This window comes from Vibrio sp. TRT 2004, assembly GCF_050113735.1.
Lineage (GTDB): Bacteria > Pseudomonadota > Gammaproteobacteria > Enterobacterales > Vibrionaceae > Vibrio.
This window is the reverse complement of sequence record NZ_JBNJOH010000012.1, coordinates 1-21,415: the sequence shown is the minus strand read 5'-3', so window position 1 is coordinate 21,415 and position 21,415 is coordinate 1. Positions and strand designations below refer to the sequence as shown.

At 43.5% G+C, this 21,415-nt stretch carries 16 protein-coding genes and 3 pseudogenes; 17 read left to right on the top strand and 2 right to left on the bottom strand.

Annotation, left to right across the window (positions count from 1 at the left end; translation table 11 throughout):
- Position 1: 1 nt before the first annotated feature.
- The 11 genes and pseudogenes from tagH (at position 2) to ACQEXR_RS07160 (ending at position 15,805) form a co-directional block, all read left to right on the top strand.
- The gene (gene tagH, locus ACQEXR_RS07210) at positions 2-1,486 is read left to right on the top strand and encodes a type VI secretion system-associated FHA domain protein TagH (protein ID WP_426952335.1); all 1,485 of its coding nucleotides are present in this window, start codon (positions 2-4) and stop codon (positions 1,484-1,486) included.
- Between the two features lie 2 nt (positions 1,487-1,488).
- A complete protein-coding gene (tssJ, locus tag ACQEXR_RS07205; RefSeq protein ID WP_331416361.1) occupies positions 1,489-1,968 on the top strand; it encodes a type VI secretion system lipoprotein TssJ in 480 nt (159 codons plus the stop codon).
- Positions 1,969-1,973: 5 nt separating this feature from the next.
- Positions 1,974-3,308 carry a type VI secretion system baseplate subunit TssK gene (gene tssK, locus ACQEXR_RS07200; protein WP_138971022.1) on the top strand — a complete coding sequence of 445 codons (1,335 nt, stop codon included), beginning with the start codon at positions 1,974-1,976 and terminating at the stop codon, positions 3,306-3,308.
- Between the two features lie 3 nt (positions 3,309-3,311).
- On the top strand, positions 3,312-4,085 hold the full coding sequence (gene icmH / locus ACQEXR_RS07195; protein WP_427020023.1) for a type IVB secretion system protein IcmH/DotU: 774 nt from the start codon (positions 3,312-3,314) through the stop codon (positions 4,083-4,085).
- A gap of 113 nt (positions 4,086-4,198) precedes the next feature.
- On the top strand, positions 4,199-6,718 hold the full coding sequence (tssH, locus tag ACQEXR_RS07190; protein WP_427020041.1) for a type VI secretion system ATPase TssH: 2,520 nt from the start codon (positions 4,199-4,201) through the stop codon (positions 6,716-6,718).
- A 2-nt stretch (positions 6,719-6,720) separates the two neighbouring features.
- Positions 6,721-8,316 (top strand): sigma-54 interaction domain-containing protein, encoded by a 1,596-nt coding sequence (locus ACQEXR_RS07185; RefSeq protein WP_426952315.1) that lies wholly within the window; start codon positions 6,721-6,723, stop codon positions 8,314-8,316.
- Positions 8,313-8,957 (top strand): type VI secretion system-associated protein VasI, encoded by a 645-nt coding sequence (vasI, locus tag ACQEXR_RS07180; protein ID WP_427020022.1) that lies wholly within the window; start codon positions 8,313-8,315, stop codon positions 8,955-8,957. Before ACQEXR_RS07185 ends, vasI begins: the two co-directional genes overlap by 4 nt.
- A 2-nt stretch (positions 8,958-8,959) precedes the next feature.
- Positions 8,960-10,375 carry a type VI secretion system protein TssA gene (gene tssA / locus ACQEXR_RS07175; RefSeq protein ID WP_427020021.1) on the top strand — a complete coding sequence of 472 codons (1,416 nt, stop codon included), beginning with the start codon at positions 8,960-8,962 and terminating at the stop codon, positions 10,373-10,375.
- Between the two features lie 60 nt (positions 10,376-10,435).
- Positions 10,436-13,933 (top strand): annotated as a pseudogene (gene tssM / locus ACQEXR_RS07170) (type VI secretion system membrane subunit TssM).
- Positions 13,934-13,985: 52 nt separating this feature from the next.
- Positions 13,986-15,242 (top strand): type VI secretion system ImpA family N-terminal domain-containing protein, encoded by a 1,257-nt coding sequence (locus ACQEXR_RS07165; protein ID WP_426952321.1) that lies wholly within the window; start codon positions 13,986-13,988, stop codon positions 15,240-15,242.
- A 125-nt stretch (positions 15,243-15,367) separates the two neighbouring features.
- Positions 15,368-15,805 (top strand): YcgN family cysteine cluster protein, encoded by a 438-nt coding sequence (locus ACQEXR_RS07160; protein ID WP_269377758.1) that lies wholly within the window; start codon positions 15,368-15,370, stop codon positions 15,803-15,805.
- Between the two features lie 59 nt (positions 15,806-15,864).
- Here the strand turns inward: ACQEXR_RS07160 and ACQEXR_RS07155 are convergent, their stop codons facing one another.
- A complete protein-coding gene (locus ACQEXR_RS07155) occupies positions 15,865-16,164 on the bottom strand; it encodes a type VI secretion system PAAR protein (RefSeq protein WP_426952323.1) in 300 nt (99 codons plus the stop codon).
- A 389-nt stretch (positions 16,165-16,553) separates the two neighbouring features.
- Positions 16,554-16,679 (bottom strand): annotated as a pseudogene (locus ACQEXR_RS07150) (IS5/IS1182 family transposase); the annotation flags it as partial.
- Between the two features lie 98 nt (positions 16,680-16,777).
- On the opposite strand from ACQEXR_RS07150, the gene ACQEXR_RS07145 reads away from it, so the two are divergent.
- The 6 genes and pseudogenes from ACQEXR_RS07145 to ACQEXR_RS07120 all read left to right on the top strand — a co-directional run.
- On the top strand, positions 16,778-17,368 hold the full coding sequence (locus tag ACQEXR_RS07145) for a response regulator (RefSeq protein WP_426952325.1): 591 nt from the start codon (positions 16,778-16,780) through the stop codon (positions 17,366-17,368).
- 137 nt (positions 17,369-17,505) lie between these two features.
- A complete protein-coding gene (locus ACQEXR_RS07140) occupies positions 17,506-17,820 on the top strand; it encodes a hypothetical protein (RefSeq protein WP_426952327.1) in 315 nt (104 codons plus the stop codon).
- A gap of 583 nt (positions 17,821-18,403) precedes the next feature.
- A complete protein-coding gene (locus tag ACQEXR_RS07135) occupies positions 18,404-20,104 on the top strand; it encodes a hypothetical protein (RefSeq protein ID WP_426952329.1) in 1,701 nt (566 codons plus the stop codon).
- A gap of 412 nt (positions 20,105-20,516) precedes the next feature.
- On the top strand, positions 20,517-20,741 hold the full coding sequence (locus ACQEXR_RS07130; RefSeq protein WP_427020020.1) for a hypothetical protein: 225 nt from the start codon (positions 20,517-20,519) through the stop codon (positions 20,739-20,741).
- Between the two features lie 51 nt (positions 20,742-20,792).
- A complete protein-coding gene (locus ACQEXR_RS07125; RefSeq protein WP_426952331.1) occupies positions 20,793-21,023 on the top strand; it encodes an ANR family transcriptional regulator in 231 nt (76 codons plus the stop codon).
- A 104-nt stretch (positions 21,024-21,127) separates the two neighbouring features.
- Positions 21,128-21,229 (top strand): annotated as a pseudogene (locus ACQEXR_RS07120) (IS5/IS1182 family transposase); the annotation flags it as partial.
- Positions 21,230-21,415 lie beyond the last annotated feature (186 nt).

Here is a 21,415-nt window from a genome sequence, read left to right as displayed (position 1 = left end):
GATGGAAACGACTGAAAAACTCAATTTAAACCTTTTGATTATCAATGCTCAGAAGTTGGAGTCGGGCTTATCTGTGCGAATGGATTGGGATGCAAACGGAGGCGTAATAGGTTCGTCATTGGATTCCAAATGGGTGCTTAAAGACACTAGTGGTCATATTTATCCGCAGCATTGTGAAATCGTAGTGCACGATGGCGCGTTCTGCCTCAAAGATCTATGTGGCGAGACTTATATCAATGGTACAGAAATGCCGATTGGCAAAGATTTGCTGGCGAAACTGGTTCACAAAGATCACATTCAAATCGGCCCCTACCAAGTGCGAGTTGCCTTAGGTGATCTAGAAGAAGACAACACCACGGGTTCTTTAGCAAGTATGTTCGAAACGACGAACGATGACCTGCTTTCTGATGAAGTGCCCGATGGCGACTACGATGAGCAAAAGGAGCAAGTTGAAAACTCAGATCCAATCGCCGCTTTGGATAAGCTGATTTCGCCCAACAAAGAAGAGTCTTTGATTGATGGAGAGTTGGTGGACGTTAATGCGGAAATTGACACGCAAGGACTGGTTCCTGAAAACGACCTCACATTAAGGGATCCTAACTTCACCGTGCAAGCTGACAGCGACAACGAAATTTCATCTTCGATGTCACTGAAAAGAATTCTTAGCTTTGGGTTTGGCGGCAAAAAGCAGTCTAAGCGTCAAAGTGCGAAAACAGAACAACCCACATTAAAATCAGACCGAGCGGTGCCGCTTGAGTCTCAACAAATAGCAGCTAACAACGTTTCAGAGGACTTTCAAATGGATGAGCAAACACTAGATTTGCTAGAGGAAGAAGTAGCAAAAAGTATTCAGTCGGAGCCGGCAGCCGTTAAAAACCTTGCCAATACGGGAGGGCACCTATTAACAGGGCCAATGCTTAATGGGCTAGGTGCGAACGTCAACCATACCGATGACATTGAACGTATGCATATGCTATCCCAAGAGATGGGTGAATCATTACAAGCGTGTATACAGGGCATTTTGGAACTTCACCAACACGTGAGTGAAGGACGTTTTGGTACCTTAAATAGAAACCTTCAACCGATTGAAGATAACCCACTACGTCTTGGTTTGTCATATGAAGAAACCATTAAGACTCTGTACGACTCTGAGAAAAGTGCCGTGCACCTTTCGGCTCCTGCAGCGATTGAAGAGAGCTTAAAGAATGTTCAAGCCCACAACGAAGCGATGCAACATGCGACGGGAGAAGCGTTAACGCAAGTTCTGAATGCGTTTTCACCACAAGTGCTGTTGCGCCGATTCCAAAACTATAAACGTCCTCACCAAGATATTGGCCAAAATAACGATGCTTGGGCTTGGAACATGTACTGCAACTACTACCGAGAGCTCGCCTCACATCGCCAACAAGGTTTCGAAAAACTGTTCTGGGAAATTTTTGAGCAGGCGTACGACAAGAAAATCCGTGAGAAACAGCTGGAGTTCTAAAGGTGAGATATTTGCTATGGATATGCGCTTTCTCGATGTTTCTCATTGGCTGTAGCAGTGAACCTCAGCCTTATGATCCGACTGAGTTGCCGACCAAGGTCACCTTTAGCATTGTCGCGCGAGAGGAAGTTAACCCAAGTATTTTGGGGCAAGCTTCTCCAGTGGAGATCCAAGTATTTGAGCTGGTGGATGACTCGATGTTTATGTCTTCTAGTTACGACCAGATGGAAGAAGACTACGAGAAAGCGCTGAAAAGTAACTTTGTTAAAAGTTACGACTACGTTTTGTTACCCGGTCAGTTCAAGTTCGTCAACGCCATTGAGGTCGATGAAGAGACGAACTACATCGGGATTATGGCGAAATTTTCTGACATCGAACTGAGCGAATGGAAGAAGGCCGTCAAAGTAATTAATAAAGGCAGAGAGTATCACTTACTGATGCTTCTTAGTGACTACGACGTTAAGTTGGAAAAGGTGGAATAGATAAGATGTTTTCACGAAATCGTGTTATTTGGAATGAAGGTTTGTTTATCAAACCACAGCATTTCCAGCAACAACAACGCTATACGGAATATTGCATCGATGAGCGTTTGAGTTCGGTAAGTCGTTATCTGTATGGTGTATCTGAGTTTTCGCTCAATCCAGAATATTTATCGTTTGGTCGTATCGCTATCGAGCGAGCAGTTGGCATCATGCCTGATGGAACGGTTTTTCGTATTCCGCAAGAAGACACCTTGCCTGATGCATTGGATATTGATGATGCGTCTCTCGCAAACCAGTTGGTTTATTTAGCGATTCCTCTTCGCAGTGAGTCACTGATGGAAATTAATTGGCCAGATGCTCAAGGTACTGGACGTTACGAAAGCCGTCGGCTTGAGGTTCGCGATGTCCATACTTTGCAGGGGGACATGACAACGATTGACGTTTCCCCGATGCGTGTCCAACTGATGTTGGAGAAAGAGGATAGAAGTGCTTATGCATCGATGGCGGTGGGGCGCATATTGGAGAAGCGACCTGATGGCAGTGTCGTGATGGACCCTGATTTCTTCCCTTGTCATGTTAATGTGGCTGGAAACTTGGTATTGCACCGTTTTGTGAACGAGATATCAGGTTTAATGCGTGAGCGAGCGAAGAACATCGCACAACGTATTAGCTCTCCATCTCAAGGTGGTGTGGCGGACGTTTCTGACTTTATGCTGTTACAAGCGTTAAACCGATTACAACCTCAGATCCAACACCTCGCTGAGCTGGGAAGCCTCCATCCTGAACGCCTGTTTGAGTGCTTGTCTACGATTGCCGGAGAGTTGGCGACCTTTACCGACGAAAGTCGTTTGCCACCTAAAACGGAGAGTTACAACCACGATATGCCAACGGAATCGTTCTGGCCGCTTATTCGCAATTTGCGTCAGTCACTCAGCGTTGTTCTAGAGCCTAGAGCAGTCTCAATTCAACTAGACAAACGTAAGTACGGCTTAATGGTTGCGGCGATTCAGGATCCTCAATTGATGGATACGGCTGACTTTATCATTGCTGTTAAAGCTCGTATGCCTATGGATGAATTGCGTCGTCAATTTACGCAACAAACGAAAGTGTCGTCGGTTGAGAAAATACGTGAGCTTATTTCACTTCAACTGCCGGGCATCCCTTTAGTGGTCTTGCCCGTCGCTCCTCGACAACTGCCTTACCACGCAGGCTATACCTATTACCAACTTGATAAAACCAGCACTGAATGGGGAATGCTAGCGCATTCTAGTGGTTTCGCTTTCCATGTGGCCGCTGCTTTTGAAGAACTTGATCTCCAGTTCTGGGCGATTAGGAGTTAATCCATGGATAACAATAAGAAACAGGGTGAGTTCAGCGGCTTACTCCACGACGATGTAGAAAAAATCAACCATGACCAAGATTATTGGTTTCAGCTTAGGGGGAGTGTCTCTAACCCTCTTATTGATGCGGCGACGCCACTTCTCGGTTTATCACTGCGAGTTCGACAGCTGTCTGAATGCAACAATATTGAAGCGATTTACGCTCAAACCATCGAGGAAATTAAGACCATCGAAATTGAGCTAACGGAGCAAGGTTATGAGCATGCAGTGTTAATGGCTTATCGCTATATCTTGTGCACTTTCCTCGATGAAGCTGTGATGGGGACGGCGTGGGGTGCTTCGACTATCTGGGCTGAACATTCCATGTTGTCACGCTTTCACAATGAAACCTGGGGTGGAGAGAAAGTGTTTACCATTCTTAAGCGACTTGAAACTGAGCCTCAACAATACAAGCCCTTGCTTGAATTTATCTACCAGTGTTTGGTTTTAGGTTTTGAAGGTAAGTACCGTGTTATTGAGTCCGGTCAGTTGGAACGGGAAAAAGTCATCTCACAGTTACACAAGTTGATCAATCAAGATCATGAGGTGGACATCTCTCATCTAACCAGTGCGACAGAGCACGTCGTGCGTTCCAAATACAAGCTCAGTAAGCAAATCCCATTGTGGTCGGTATTTGCCGGTTTCATATTGCTTTGGGGAGGAACCTTCCTTGTCTATAGCTACCTGTTACACGTCAAAACCAGTGACGTAATCGAACAATTAAAACAAATCTTATAACTAGAATAATTAAAGGCTAGGTGATTGCCGTGATACGCATTGAACTACCAACACTCATCTCGAAACTAAATCAACAGAGCAAGCTCGCCCTTGAACAGGCTGCAACTGTTTGTATGGAGCGCCAGCACAGTGAAATTACGTTTGAACACTATCTTGAGGTTCTTTTAGACAATCCACTTTCGGATATTCGAGTCATTTTAAAACAGTCTGACTTAGCCCTAGATGATGTTAAACAGGCGATATCCAGTAGTTTTGTTCGGGGTCAGTATTTAGATGGCTACCCTGCGTTTTCTCCGTTACTTGTCGAGCTTGTTCAAGAAGCTTGGTTGCTTTCCACCACGGATCTGAATCAAACAGAACTGCGCTCTGGCGCGATTTTACTCGCAGCGCTCACTCGTGCAGATCGTTATATGGATCAGAAACTCGTTCGTTTGTTGGACGTGATCAATCGTGAAAACTTGAAAAAGCACTTTGATGTTATCTTGTCTGATTCTTCAGAGACACAAGTCGCAGAACAGCCGAAAGCGCTTACTACGCAAAACTCCGATACATCTCTGCTGACCAAGTACTGCACTAACGTGACAGAACAAGCGCGTCAGAACGAACTCGACCCAGTGTTATGTCGAGAAAGTGAAATCAATTTGATGATTGATATTCTTTGCCGTCGCCGTAAAAACAACCCGATTGTGGTCGGTGATGCAGGTGTTGGTAAGAGTGCCATGATTGAAGGTTTAGCGCTTCGTGTTGTTGCGGGCTCCGTTCCGTTGCCACTTCAAGGTGTCGAACTCTACTCTTTAGACCTAGGATTGCTCCAAGCGGGTGCATCTGTGAAAGGAGAATTTGAAAAGCGTCTAAAAGGCGTCATTGAAGCGATTAAGCACTCGCCAAAACCGATCATCTTGTTTATTGATGAAGCTCATAACCTCATTGGTGCGGGTAACCAAGAAGGAAGTGGGGATGCGGCGAATTTGCTCAAGCCAGCTCTCGCTCGTGGTGAGCTGTCAACGATTGCTGCAACCACATGGAAAGAATACAAAAAGTACTTTGAGAAAGATCCAGCGCTTACACGTCGCTTCCAACTCGTTAAGTTAGATGAACCTAGCGTCGAACAAGCGGTCGATATCCTGCGAGGATTAAACTCGGTCTATGAGCAAACTCATAATGTGCTGATCACCGATGATGCACTGAAGGCGGCGGCTGAGCTTTCGGCACGCTACATCTCTGGTAGACAGCTGCCGGATAAAGCGATTGATGTTCTTGATACTGCTTGTGCACGTATTGCCATCAACCTTACCGCCCCACCAAAGCGTTTAGCCTTTATCGAAACCGCTTGCCATCAGCGCCAACTTGAAATTGATATGCTTGAACGCGCTCAGTTATTAGGCAAAGAGGTTAATCAGCAAAGGCTTGATGAACTTAAGACAGAAGAGATTGCAAACGAGCAAGAGCACAATCGCTTAACTGAGCAATGGCAACAACAAAAGCAATTAGTTGAAACGATCATTGAACTTAGAGCTTCTCTAACGCAAGTCAATGACGAAGCCCCTATTAGTGATGAGCAACGCAGCGAAACTCTAGCGCAAATTCGCGTTAAGTATGAAGAGTTAGAGTCCATTCCTCATGATCACCGTTTGATTTATGCCCAAGTTGACGCCCAACAAGTGGCAGAAGTCGTGGCGGACTGGACCGGTGTTCCGGTTGACCAGATGAACAGCGACGAACTGCATAAGATCACTCATTTAACCACGATACTTGGTCAAGCGATTAAAGGTCAGGATGTTGCGATCAAACGCGTCCACAAACATCTTCTCACTGCGCGCGCTGATTTACGCCGACCGGGGCGTCCGAAAGGGGCTTTCTTACTTGTAGGGCCAAGTGGTGTAGGTAAAACCGAGACAGTGGTTCAGCTTGCTGAAAGCTTGTATGGCGGCAAACAGTTCTTGACGACGATTAACATGTCTGAATATCAAGAAAAGCATACAGTCTCGCGTTTAATCGGCTCACCCCCAGGCTATGTGGGTTACGGAGAGGGTGGTGTGCTGACGGAATCCATTCGTAAGATGCCATACTCTGTTGTGTTACTTGATGAAGTTGAAAAAGCGCACCCTGAAGTACTTAACCTTTTTTATCAGGCGTTTGATAAAGGGGAGCTCGCAGACGGTGAAGGGCGCTTAATTGATTGCCAAAACATCGTATTTTTCCTGACATCGAATTTGGGCTTCCAAACGATAGTTGACCATGCTGAGAGACTAGATCAACTTGATGATGCCCTCTATCCTGAGTTAGCCGCATTCTTTAAACCTGCCTTACTTGCACGTATGGAAGTGATTCCTTACATGCCACTTACCCCAGAAGTGCTGGAGCAAATTGTTCGCGGTAAGTTAGTTCGTTTAGAAAACCTGTTTAGTGAACGTTATGACGCTGAAGTGGTGATCGAGGACTCATTGATTGATGAGATTTTGTCGAGAGCAACACGCTCTGAAAATGGTGCGCGTATGTTAGAAGCCATCATTGAAGGTCAATTGCTTCCGCCTATCTCTCTCGCACTACTGAATAAGCTCTCCGAACAGAAACCCGTGAAACGAATCTATCTAGCGGCTCAAGATGGTGAGTTTATTGGTGAGGTAGAGTAGCTATGTCGAATTGGCTAGAACTGGTGACGGAGTTGATCGCTACGCGCAGTAAATTTGAGCTGACAGAAAAGTTTACTCAGATTCTTAGTACTGAACTCGGTCTATCAAAATGCTTGCTTCTAATGCCAACATCAGATGGTCGTGAACTTGTGCCGCATGATCCGCTAGTGGAAGCGTCTTGGGGGGTGAATGATTTAAATAATCCCTTTGCACACGTACTCCAAAACGCGAGTCAGATGTCGCTGACGGCAGATGAGTTGCTGTTTTGGCGGGGAGATACAGCTTTCACTGAGTTGGTATCGAATATTGGCACGTTTGAATGTGTGTTCATTTGCCCTTTGCCTCTCCATTCCAATCAAGTGCAATTGATCCTCTTTATGCAAGGTGCAAAGACAGCAGTAACTGATGTCTTTAGCAGTGATGATGGCGCTAAGTTTATCGATATTTTCACTAAGCAGTGGGGGCTATTGGGAGAGAAGGAGCGTGAGCAGCGAGATATTCAAACGCTCGCTGAATCTTTGAGTGATATACAAAGAGACACTAAGCGAAGGGATCTCGCCGAGCAACTTTCTTACTCTTTGATTGGCAAAAGTTCGGTGATGCAGAGGCTACGTCAACAGATAGTCAGCGCGGCGGACTCTCAGTTGTCCGTTATGATTCAAGGCGATACAGGTACAGGTAAAGAGTTGGTGGCTCAGGCGATTCACCAAATCTCAAGTCGCAGTGCGCAACCTTTAGTTGCCATTAACTGTGCCGCTATCCCAGAGAACTTACTCGAAAGTGAACTGTTTGGTTATTGCAAAGGTGCCTTCTCTGGCGCTGAATCTGACAGAGATGGTCTGATTGCACAAGCGAATGGTGGAACGCTCTTTTTAGATGAAATTGGTGATATGCCGCTCGCTTTGCAGGCTAAATTGCTACGAGTGCTGGAAACGAAAAAGTTCAGACCTATCGGCGGTAAGAATGAGCTGAGCTCTGATTTTCGTTTGGTATCTGCAACACATGTCAATTTGCTTGCTCAAGTGCGAAACAAACTATTTAGACAAGACCTTTATTACCGCTTGTTTCAGTACCCTTTGACTTTGCCAAAATTGTCGGAGCGATTGGAAGACATTGAACTATTAAGCCAACACTTTGTTGCCGAGTTCAATTCACAACACGGTACTCAGATTCGGGGTCTGCACTACAAAGCGTTGGATTGCCTTAAACAGTACTCATTTCCGGGCAATGTCCGTGAGTTGAAGCTTTTGGTCGAGTTTGGCTGTGCACAGTGTCGTGATGAGTTGGAAGTGAGTGAAGGCAGCTTGGCGAATCGAATTGCGTGTCTTGATTTCGAACTGAACAGGGTCGAGCAACGCGCGACCTCACCGCAGAACACTCAGTCGAGCGGTATGACGGATAACCCTTATCTTGCCGCACAGAGTGATTTATCGACGATCAAAGACCTTAAACAAGCCGTCAACGAATTTGAAGAATTTATCATTCGTGAGCGCTTGATCCTTTTTTCTGGTGATCGAGGTAAAACGGCGGAAAGCTTGGGAATTCCTAAACGAACACTGGCTTATAAATGCCAGAAATTGGAGATCAAAGCAGAATGAACAATTTGAGATCTCTCATTTTATTGTCGACTTTGGCCGTTTTTTCTCTCTCAACGAATGCGGCTCAAGAGTCCGTTAGTTCTGAACTGATTAGGGGTAAACAATGCACCTTAATCTCTGAGCGATTAGAGCGCCTGAGCTGTTTTGATGACGTTTTTCGGACGCCGACCACTTCGAATCGTCAATCTGTATCTGATGATAAGCCGCAAGCTTGGCACATCGCTTTTGAGACTTTAGATAGTGATGCGCCATTGAACGTGATTGAAAGTGATACTGAGCAAGAGGGCGACGTCTGGTTAACCTTATCATCCCGACATGCCGAGGGTGAACTGGCGGCGGTGTTAATGATGAGCTGCATTAATAAGATCAGCCGTGTTGAGTTAGCGCTACCTGAAGCGATAGAAGATGGACGAATTCGAGTGTCTATTGCTGGTGGTCCGAGTCAGAGCTGGAGAAGCGATGATATTGGAGTGTTGTTCTCTTCGGCTAGAGGTTTGCCTGCAATATCTATGATGAAGGTGATGGCGGCGGATACAAGGCTTGTTCTTCGTTCTAACTCGCAGACGGTGGATGGGTTGCAGTTTGATACGACAGGATTGAACCAAGCTTTAACACCACTTAGAGCAAGGTGTGGGTGGTAGCAATGGAATTGACTCAATATCGAACCAGTATCGTTAGACCAATTAGTGGCGATTCACCGGTAGGAGAAAGACTATTAGATGAGCCACTGTTTGATTTTGTTGAAGACCAAATGATGAAAGTCGGTTCTCTTTCTCACGCCACAGTTCAGTGGCAAGAGGTTGAGCACAGTGCGATTACTTTGCTTAATGAGAAGAGCAAAGATATTAAGTTACTGGTTTATTTACTTCAGTGTTTGCATAACCAATTGACACCAAGCCGCTTGATAACCTCGTTTGGTGTGATGAGCGACTTCATTGAGCACTATTGGAATGATTGTTTCCCAGCACCCGGAAAGAGAGGCAACTTACCGCGCAGAAAGTTTTTCAGTCAGATGTGTCAACGTTTCTCAATGGCTGTGGATAAGTTTGATTTCACGACTCTCGATAGCCAAGACAGAGATGAGTTGCAAACGGTGGTTCAAGGGTGGCAGAAAACAATACAAGCCAATCAACTTTCTTCGGATGTTGCGGATTCTATCGCGCTAACGATTAGCACCCAGCTTAAACGAGCTCAAGAGCGAGAGAAGTCACAGCACAGCACGGTACAAGCAAAAGACTCAGAGACAGAGACGTCACAAAACACAGCGGCATCCTCCTCTTATTCTTTATCCGTTGACAATTCCAGTGATAAAGCAGCAAAGCAAACCCTGCTTAAAGTCGCGGAATATCTCTCTGATCAAGAGTCGGGGGCGGCATTAGCAATACGAGTACGTCGCCACGCGCTTTGGGGTTCTATCACGACGTTACCCGATCATGATCATCTCGGAAAAACGTTACTGCGTGGCATGCAAGTGGAGCGAATTAAAGAGTATCAAGACCAGTTACATCAACCTGATCTCGCTCTGTGGAGAAAGATTGAACAAAGTTTGACGATTGCTCCTTATTGGTTTGATGGTCAGCTCATGAGCCACGATATCGCAAAGTCGCTTGGTCAACAGAGCTGGTGTCAGGCCATTCGTGAAGAAACTCAGTATTTTGTCGAACGTTTTCCAAACGTGTTTGAACTCAAGTTTAAAGATGGTTCGCCATTTGTGACTGACATGGTGCGTGATTGGTTAGCGAGTGGTGACATGGCCGCTTCAGGTGGCAATGTTTCAGGTAGTTGGAGTGAACAACGTGAAGAAGCTTTCAAGCTCGCTCAAGAGGGGGGAATCGCCGTTGCGATGTCGATGCTCAATGATGGCCTTGTTGCCGCGACAGAGCCACGCGAGCGCTTTTATTGGCGTTTGCTTTGTGCCGATCTTTTGCGGCATAGCCAGTTAGAAGCGATGGCGAAAGAACAGTATCAAACCTTAAAGCAAGAAATTATCCAGGCGAGCGTCACTGAGTGGGAGCCGTCTTTAATAGAACAACTAGAACGATATACAGCGTTAGATTAAGCAAAGGGACTATCCATGTGGAAAAGTATCATTGGGCTTGTTAAGAAACTTAAGCCGGGCATAGCAGCGGCCCTTCCTATTTTGCTGTTTACTCTATTTATACTACTCAACGTTGCCATTTGGTGGGCAGGTCCTTGGCTGGAAATTCTCGGGACGAAACCTTTAGAGTCCGTGATGGCTCGAAGCATCGCGAGTGCACTGTTTGTGTTGCTCTCGTTGTCAGCGTGGGGTATTTGGCAGTGGCGTAAATTGCAAGGTTTTAAGAGTCAGCAAAAACGAGAAGAACAGCGAAAACTCGACCCAATAGCGAAATATGAAGAGCGTCAGGAAGTCGAACTGAATAACGTAATGAAAGAGATGAAGCAAAGTCTCAATACGCGTAACTATCTCTATTCATTGCCTTGGTATCTAGTGTTGGGTGTTGAAAACGCGGGCAAAACAAGCTTAATCAACCGTTCAGGACAGAACTTTGCGCTTTCTTCTGTGATGCGAGCCTCGGGGCAGAAAAGTGATAACCCTTACTATTTCGACTGGTGGATTGGTGACGAGTCAGTACTGATTGACCCTGATGGTGAGTTACTTACTCAAGGTAATAGTAAAGACAAGGAAGCTGCTGAAATACAGCGCCGCTTATGGCTTCATTTCATCAATTGGTTGGAAAAAACGCGCAGTAGAAGGCCGTTGAACGGTATTGTTCTCGCGCTTGATATTTCTAATCTTGCCGTCTCTACTGCGTCAGAGCGTAAGGCTTATGCAAGCTTGCTGCGTGCGCGTATTCGCGAATTAATGGAAACACTGGCGACTCGCTTGCCAGTCTACATTACGCTGACAAAACTTGACTTGTTGTATGGTTTCGAACCTTTCTTTAGACATTATTCCAAGTCACAGCGAGATGAAGTATTAGGTTTCACCTTCTCTCTAGAATCGGTCGATAATTTAGACCACTGGTTAGAAGAGTTTTCTAAAGACTATGGGCAGTTTGTATCAAGAATCAACGAACTCTTCCCCCATGCGGTGGCAGAGCCGTTGGAACAAGCCGAGCGTGATGCTATCTATAGCTTTACGCGTCAAATGTCAGGGCTGCAAGATATTCTCAAAAACTTTTTCCGAGATGCACTCTCAAGTGATCAGTTCTCTACCTCTGCGTTAGTTCGTGGGGCTTACTTTACGTCGGTTTATCAGCAGGGAGTGCCTAGCAACGCCTTTGGAGATTCCGCCTCTCGTCGCTATGGTCTATCGCATGCGGTGAACGAAGCTCAAAATGCTAAGAACTCAACGGTATATTTTACTCAGAAGTTATTTAGCAACATTATCTACCCAGAGGCAGGATTGGCTTCGGATAACTTCCGAGTGGCAAAACACAAACGTCGTTTAATGGGCCTTTCTATTACCGCTTGTATGGTGGCAACGGTGCTTTTAGCGGGGACGTGGCATCGCTATTACCTAACCAATGTTAACCAGTCTGATGCGGTACTCACTAAGGTCAATGAGTACAAAACTCAATACCCATCTAATCTTTATCTGGCTTCTCAGAAAGACATTCTTGAGCCGTTAAACAAGATTCGACAAGCAACATTGGAGTTCGGTTTTTTCCGTGACAAGCCACGCTACTTATCTGATCTTGGTCTATATCAAGGGCATACTATTGGGCCAATGGTCGAAAATACCTACCTTAACTTGCTCGAAAACCGTTTCTTGCCACTTCTAATGGCGGATGTCGTTGTTGCGCTTAAATAGGCTGAGAATGAGGAAGAGAAACTGGCAGTTCTGCGAGTATATCGCATGCTGGTAGATAAGAGTGGTCGCTACGAAGATTATGTGCTCGATTATTTTGGAAAATATTGGCAGAGCACGTTTGTCGGGCAAAAACAGGTTCAGGGTGAACTGTTAGAGCACTTAGATTATGCGATGCGCCATACCGATCTCGCTGGAAAAAGGCAGCAAGGTGACGAGTTCGCAGAGCGAGTGATGAAGCCATACGATCGCACCATCGCCAGCGCTCAAGCAGAACTTAGCACTATGCCTAACGATCAGCGTGTTTACCGAAATTTGAAGCTGAACGCGCAAACCGTGTTAGGCCCTTCGATCAGTATTCGTAATTTAGTTGGTCCAATCTTTGATGTTGTGTTCGAAGAGCGTGTGGCTAATAGCAGTTTGTATATTCCACAAATGCTGACAAAAGCCGGCTTTGAAAACTATTTCATGCCGAGATCCGAGTCTGTCTCGGAGTTAGCCCTGATCGATAGTTGGGTATTAGGCCAATCTCAAACGGCGCAGTTTAGTGAAGCAGATAAACAAGTACTTCGTGAAAAGATTCGCAATCTGTATGTTGCAGATTATGTGAACACTTGGCGTGCAGCATTGAATGATATCAACATGAAATATTTTGCTGACATCAATGATGCGGTGATGGTGCTAGAGAGTTTGACTGGAAACGTCGAGCCAATGCAGCGATTACTCAGGACATTAAAGAACAACACTCAGGTCATTGCGGGATTAGACCCAGATAATGACGCAGCAGAAGAACTGCTAAAGAGTGCTAAATACAAAGTCGCGTCAAGCATTCAATCTCCATTTTCTGAGTTAAACTTAATGCTTAAACCCGTTGGAGAGCAACCTGCGTATATCAATGAAGTCCTTGAATCGGTTGATGAACTGAAGACTTATTTGAAATCGATTCAAGAATCACCAGATGTCGGTATGGCAGCGCTTGACGCAACGAAGGCGCGAGTAAAGTTAGTCAGTGCGGATCCTATCTATACCTTGAAGCGAATCTCTTCTGGTTTACCAAGACCATTGGATAGCATGATCGCTAAGCTGGCAGATGAAAGCTGGTATGTGGTGAAACAAGAAGCGATTAGACATTTAGAAGTGCGTTGGACTGAAGATGTTTACAAGCCGTACTATACCAAGCTTGCGAGTCGCTACCCGTTTAATCCTGCTTCCACAAAAGATGTGGCACTGGAAGATTTCGAATCCTTCTTTGCTCCTAATGGCACCTTGGATAACTTTTACACTAATCAGCTGAAAATTTTTATTGAAGAGAACATTGCCGTTGATGATTACGATAACGCTCAATCGCTGATCCGCCCTGAGGTACTAGCGCAGATTGAACAAGCACAAAGAATTCGTCAGGCGTTCTTTAACCGTAAAGGTATCTTAGATGTAAACTTCTCTGTCGAGCCTCTTCAGTTAAGTGGGAATAAACGCCGCAGTGTACTTAATGTTGATGGTCAGTATCTCACATACAGCCATGGACCGCGTGAAGGTGTTGAGCTGATTTGGCCAAATACCCTGCGTGATTCTGCCGTGTCTAAAGTGACTTTGGTGCCAACCAAGTCTAACTTGTCGCCTAGAAGTATTAACGAGAAAGGACCTTGGGCATTTTTCCGACTATTGGAAAAGGGTAACGTTATGTCAGCGGGCAAGACGTCGGTTGATTATCGATTTGATGTCGACGGCGGAGACATGATTTATCGCATCAATGCTGAATCGGATGCCAATCCATTTACTGAACGCCTGTTTAAGTCGTTCAAGTTATCTAAGACTCTTTACTAAAACACTAAAAGGAGCGAGGTGACTCGCTCCTTTTCTACAGGACGAAGTATCTATGTCCAATACAGTATTACTTGACCAAGTTGTTTATCGTGTAACAGCCGATTCTGACTCAATCAGACATCTCGAAAGTTATCAAAAAATCAGAGATGAGATTAATAGTCGCTTTAATCCCCTGTCTGGTGGCACTAATTGGCAAGAGGTATATGAAGCGTGTGAACACCTAGCTAAGGGACCAGGTGTTGACTTACTCATGTGTAGCTATCTAACCATAGCCAAGCTGAAAATTGAGGGGGTGGCGGGTTATGCCAATGGTTTAGAGCTCCTAATACAATGCTTGAGTTTGCTACCCAAGCCGGACTTAAAATCGGCCAAAATGCGCAAAGAAGTTTTAGATTGGGTCAATGGCAAGGCCATTCCTGAGTTAAAGAAAATGAAACCCTCTCAAGAGCAGTTGCGAGATCTTTATCGCAGCGAGAGAGTATGCGAAAGAATCCATCACTGGATGACACTTCAACAGCCTCAAGTGGACGTTGATTTTGAAGGGGTTGGATTTGTTCTGTTTGAACATATTGATCAAATAGAAACGCGTTATCATACGGCGATAAAGCGCCAAGAAAAGCAGCGAGAAAACGACAATAGAGTCACGCGTCGCCGTTACTACTGGAGTTTGACGGGCACACTTGTATCGACGCTTGTCGTGAGTGGTGTGTGTGGGTGGCTCTATTACAATCCGAGCTTCATCAATCAATACCAGTTCAAGCAGTCGGTCGAAGTTCCCGCAATCAATACAAGCAACCTTGATCGTTATGTGGAGCATACTAAACCGAAAAAATTAGCTGCTGTTCAAGCTGAGCTGATCCCTATGTATCAGACGTCGATTGAAGAGAAAACCAAAGTCTCTATTGAGCAGCCTTACTTAAAGGCGCTAGAACAACTCAATGTTTTGCAGAAACTGTATGCAGGAGACGAGCAAGTTGAACAGATAAGCCAGACCCTATATCAAGACCAACAGTTCGCGCTCGATCAGGCGAATGAATTTATCGCTCGGTTTAGTGAAATACGCACAAAGATGGCAAATATTGCGCTGCTCGCTAAGAAACAGCGCTGGCAACAGGTCGCGAATGAAACCAAATCATTGGAGGACTTTGCTGTCAGCCTATCGCCAATCTATGGTCGAGTAGGCTATGTAGAAAACTTGATTGAGCAACGCCAGTACGAGCAAGCTCGGCAAGAGTTTGATGAATTGAAAAGACGTCTGAATAATTTAAGTTGGAAAGTGGCCGAACTAAATCAAAGGCTTGAAGAGTAGAGCCTTGAATACCATAGATGCATATCGGTTAACCCCTAGAGGAATCACTTGCACTTTGGACAAAGGATCTATATAAATTCCGCTTTCCTTTTCCACGATGATATTTGAACACTTGGGGTTACCATATGACGCAGTTTTGGCAGCAAAAAGCTCTCGAAGAGATGACCGAAAATGAATGGGAGTCCCTTTGTGACGGTTGTGGAAAATGTTGCTTGCACAAACTGATGGATGAAGACACCGATGAGATCTACTACACCAACGTGGCGTGTAGTTGGTTAAACAGTAAAACCTGTTCGTGTAAAGACTACCCAAACCGTTTTAGCTCAGGTGAAGAGTGTACCAAGCTAACTCGTGAAGATATTGATGATTTCACATGGCTTCCGCACACTTGTGCTTATCGTTTACTCGCTGAGAAGCAACCTCTTCCTGAATGGCACCCGTTAATCACGGGCTCTAAGTCTGCTATGCATGCAGCAGGGGAGAGCGTACGTAATAAAGTGGTCTACGAAATCGATGTTGTTAACTGGGAAGACCACATCCTCAATCACCCAAACAGAGATTAAAATCAATAGGCTGTAACCGAGAGGCCTACAGCCTATTAGACGATAGTGAGGTTGGAATATTATCCTATCTCGACATCGGATGATGCCGACGATATTGTTCCTCCGCAGTCTATCGAATCCCCAAAACGTGCTGCGGGTTTACCGTCAATAAATACGCTCGACGAACCTTCCGCGACACTTCTAGGGTGGTTGCCATGAGGGGTCTTATCACACGGGCAGCCATGATCTTGCAGTGGATCACCTTGGCGAACTGCTGGCTGAAAGTTAATCATCACACTTGGACTCCCTGCAATGATTGGTGTTGGTGGGAAGCAATCGTGCTCCGATCCGGTATCACCTAGCCTTGCTGCTTTTGGCATATAGCCTCCTACTATTAAATGGACATTATGCCCATCGATATTTAAAAAATGACGAGCACATGAAGCGACCTTATGTCATCTCACAGAGCTTACTCAGATCGCCGAGAAAACCCTTGGCGCTAAGGTCAAACCAATATTGATCAGTCTACTCAAAGGCGAGTTGTTCACTATTAATCAAGTACTGTGCCAATTTTAAAAATTCTGTATTTTCAATGACTTATTTTTTTCATCTACTTTGAGCGGGCAACTTTTTGCTTGAATCGAGCAAAAAGTTGCCCGGCTGGGCAGTTTTTTGCTCGATTCAAAGGCTTCGTTTTCAGATAAAAACACGCCTAACATGACTGATTGTTAGGCGCTCACCATCGTTTCGGGCATCCGACCGCTAGATTGCGAGGGTGACCTCGTTCCTCCAAAACTGCGGCCTCGGCGTAGAGCTCTAGTCTTGTCGCATCAATCCAAAATGTCAGTGAGCCGCGATTAATTAAAGCTTGGTTATAGAGTTTCCAATTTGGAATTGATGACTTTCCATACTTTTATATTAATATTTATTATTATATAAGCATTCGTAATACAAGGAAGGGATATCATATAAACTGATTCAAAAGAGGTTGCAATGAACTCAATTAAAACGCTTATATTAGATAACCAACCAATTATTAGACGTGCTCTTGCATCAATGCTTAATGGCATTACTGTTAATACTGAGATTTTTCAATCAGATTCGATAAAGGATGCACACCGTATTCTTCGTGGACAGAGTATTGATATGATCATACTTGATATCGTTTTGAATGATGGCAATGGCTTAGATTTCATTCAGCGTATTAGAAAAAGTGGTTATAAAGGCAGGGTTTTATTTGTTTCTTCAAATAATTACCCTCTCTTTAACCATACCGCTAAGAAAGTAGGTGCTAATGGTTACATACTTAAGACAGAAGACACCTCACTAATTAATGAAGCCATTTTGGTAACCTATCGAGGGCTTTATGCATTCAAAGAGAGTTTGGCTATAGCGCATGAACTCCCTGATCTAACAGAGCGTGAATCAGTAGTATTTGGCTATTTATCTCTAGGCTACTCAAACAAGAAAATCTCAGAACTATTATCTTTGAGCTCAAAGACAGTTAGCACTTACAAATCTAGAATTCTAGAAAAATTCAACGTTAATTCCATTGTCGAGATAATGGATTTTCAACGCGCATAACACTATTAATAACGCCGCCAAACATGAAAATAACTCTCTAAATTGGAGAGGGTACTTTTGAAAAACTCATTCACTTTACTACAAGCATGGAATAACTGAGCACGGATTCTCATTATCTACATTGAGAGAACTTGACGATGCTATTACCTAAGAACACCTTCGAAGCACTGCAAATTCCAAATATGATGTTACATCATATGAGCATTAAACTACTTGAGGACCAGGGATTTAGCGAGTCTGAAGCAAGAAAAATCATTGAGGTAGAAGTCTATTTATTAAGCCTAAGAGACACACGCAAGATTCGTAATCAAGTGAACCGGCACGAATACACTTTCGAGCGAGCGATGCTCAAGATTCTGAAGCAAAAACAACGTCAATATTTCTTCATATTGTTACAACAATTTTGGGAAGCTCAAGTCCGAAATTACGAAGAAAACGCTAAGCCATCTTAATTCTTTAACGGTATCAAAAGCTAAAGTAAAAAAGGGAGTTTTCACTAAAAGAAGTTCATATAAACAGGTGAGGGCGTTATGTGTACAGAGACAATAAAAATGTTGGTAATGAATCGGTTCCACCCAGTAAGAGTGCCTTATCAAAATGTATCCCGACAGGCTATCTGCTGTATGCGACGCTCAATAATGTTGACACGCTATTATTCTAAAGGGCAAAACTTCTATTGGTTTTGCTTAAGTTGTCACTCTATTACCCTTGATCGGACAGAGCATTATTAGTCTGACTTTACACTTCTGAATTATTCACTCAATTTGGTAGCGATTGAGTGAATGATTTTAGTAACTATACCCGGCTTTGATTCGTGTTTTCTTAGTTGTTATTATCCACCTCGTTAGAGAATATACTCACTTAACACAGTGTCCAAGACTTCTGGAGCAGTTCGGTCGGGATTCACACATAAAAGCCTTACAAAATAAAAGTGTAGGAAAACTCTTATTTCCTTTGGTTAATCTTGAGTACACAAGTAAGCCGCAATACTATTCACCCTCTTTTCTGCGCAGTATAAAGGTTTCATTAATCAAAGTGAATTTTAACAAAATGCTTTTTATTCTAGTTATTATGTTATCGGCATGCAGTGAGGAAAGTGATGTTGAGCAACTATCTGTCGATGGTGACAATAACCCTTCAACAGATGGCGGAACCCCTCCAGTTGTGATATCAGATTATCCATGGACTTCAAGCGATGGTGGGGATTTTTTAAGTGTAAATAGCATTGATTATAAGACTAGTGATAGTTTAAAAATAATTGATGTTACAGTCTTACAAACCGAAAATTTCGTTAAGTTGAATTCAAATGGAAAACAAGTTTATAGATTTGATGACATTGATATTATTGATTTAGGTTCAAATCAGTTTGAAGTGATAAATAATACGCCTGATAGAATTAACAAAATGTTGGTCAAGACAAATGAGCATGACAATCCTGTTTTGGTTTCAATGGATGTCACGCTTCAACCATTCAGTAAGTCTGAGATATTATTTAGTGAAAATATTACTGGAGCTTCTTTCTATAATACGTTAGGGATGTTTTTACCCCAAATAACTTTGGCTGGAGAAATGTCCTCTGAGGAAGGTAAGTTATGTTCAACTCCTTGCTATTCAGATCCAGATGCTCAGCAAAGCAGTGTGTATTGGGTGCTTTCTAGCAACTTACATAAAGCGTTTAACCACAAGGCTCTCCTACCTGAACTATTACGATACTATCGTGAGCGTGGATGTACAGATTATCCGAGCGCTTGTGCTAGTAATGGTGAAAGTGTTGCTAATATAAACTATATGAAAATGGGGGGGAAGGGGCATAGACTAACCTTGAAAACGCTTTCAGGTCCTTATTCTAATGAGGGAGTTGGGGGCGGAGGTACGCCTAATCTAGATGACATTCAAACCAATAGTTCGGGGTGGGCGTCAATTTGGACTGACTATATTACAGCTGGTGCAGCATCTTTTAGACCTTTTGACCTAAAAACTCAGAAAACCTTATTCCATGAAAGTGCTCATGGATATGGTTACAATCATTATTCAGGTATGACATATGGTTTTGCAGATTATTATGGTAAAGAGTTTTTAAGTACCTATTTTGATGATAAAGATATAACGGGTGTAAGTTATTTAAATCCAGCATCTATTGTCCCAGTATTAGTCGAGTCCCAAAATAATTATTTGAAGTACAAAATTTTTACTCTTGAGGAAAATTATGATTACACTAGGGTTTTTTCACGCGTTATTACAGAAGAAAAAATTTCTAGAAAGGATCGGTTTTTCGTAGAAAATGGCTCTCTTTACTATGAACTTAATTTAAATGAATCTCCGACTAGCTCTGTTGTCATCCAATTTTATGATGATTCGAGTAACTTTGTGTTTAGCACAAGAGAAATATCTCAATTTCACCAACCTAAACCGATTATTGTTGATGGAGTTGATTTGAATTACTATGAACTATCTAATAAGGTAACTCAAGGTCGAAATTTTATTCACGTCAATAGTATTTGTAGCAAATACATTCCAGGAAGTATAGGGGCTACAAAAAACAACTATAGCGATCTTTGGAATTCAAATGATTTTGACGCATCCTTATTAAATTCTACTTATTATATTTCTAGTAATATGTCTCAAACCAATAAGAGATGGAAAATTAATATGAAGGATACCTTGACATTGAACATGACTAGCGAAGATAGATATACTCCTTTTGGGATGGAGGATAGCTTACTCTGTATAAATTGATTGGGAGGCGATCACCCGATGACCTTGAGCTGTTGCAATTTGCGAAAATTCAATTGGAAGCGCATTGCGCCACAAGAGAGTCGAGCTTTGGCATTAAACAATTAAGATATTCTGACATTGTTTAATTCTCCTGCATTGTGTGTCGATTAATTAACTTTACCAGTTCTATCTTTCGTTGTTGATGTTATTGCTCACTGTCGACTCGATATAATATAACTTGTTGAAGAGTTCGCAAGTATTACCCAAAACAGCCGCATCCTCGGTTGCCCCTGATTTAATTAAGACGAAGATTTGCGTGACAGATTGTGTTGTGTAAAGAAATGATTTAGGTATAAATTCTGACGTTAATATAAGAAATATCATGCTTAACATTGTTGTAGGAACGTGTATTTTATATGTTCAGGAGGTAACAATGAGCAAACAACAGTTTCGATACAAAGGATTTGTGATTTCCTACTATGATGGACAATACCATCTTACGATCCGGGATGTTAAAAGCGGAAAGAGCAAAACGTACCAGCGTCCTGAAATTCACTCATTAATCACAATCATTGATAACATCAGACGTTTTGAGACCCCTCCTCCCTCAGAACCTGAAACAAAGCGAGGGCGTTTTTGGACCGCCCAATTAAAGTAAGCTTAATGATTGTTTTTATGTCGAAAGTTCATACTTTTTTATAGGTGAAAAATGCAGCTAGATACATTGACACAACTGTCTTACAACGAACTTTCACAACAGGCAGCTCTATTTGAAAGGCAAAAGCAATGGAGTGCGGCGGCAGAGTATTGGCAACACGCCGAAGAGAAAGCCAAAAATGGAGACAATAAAAAATGGGCAGTTTGTCGTAAAGCGTTTTGTATCAATCGTTATTATTACTCGCAAAAATCAACCAAGCGACCAAATGTCATTGTCATTTAGCCGCTTGGTTGATTGAACGGTTTGTATTAAGCGTTAACGGCTTCTTTCAGTGCTTTACCCGCGAAACCTCGTTACAAAACAAATAACTGGAAGCAGTCTTCTGAGAACAAGGGCATTCTCGTAACTTAGCGGTAGGTTGCCAGAAGCTCTAGGGCTCCAACAAGAAGTGGAAAAAACGCTATGACTACCATAAGCGCTCGCTATCATCACAATGCTGAACAAGCTGCCAGGACAAGGCATGCCTGAAAATCAGTATCGAGTACAACCCAGATAGTGCGCTCACTGAAACCAGAACCAATGCGATACTCCTCTCTATGAATTGTCGCTTAGTTAACCGAGTCACTTGCCAGTCTCTGGATCTAATGGCGCAGTACGATAATTCTCTCCAGCTA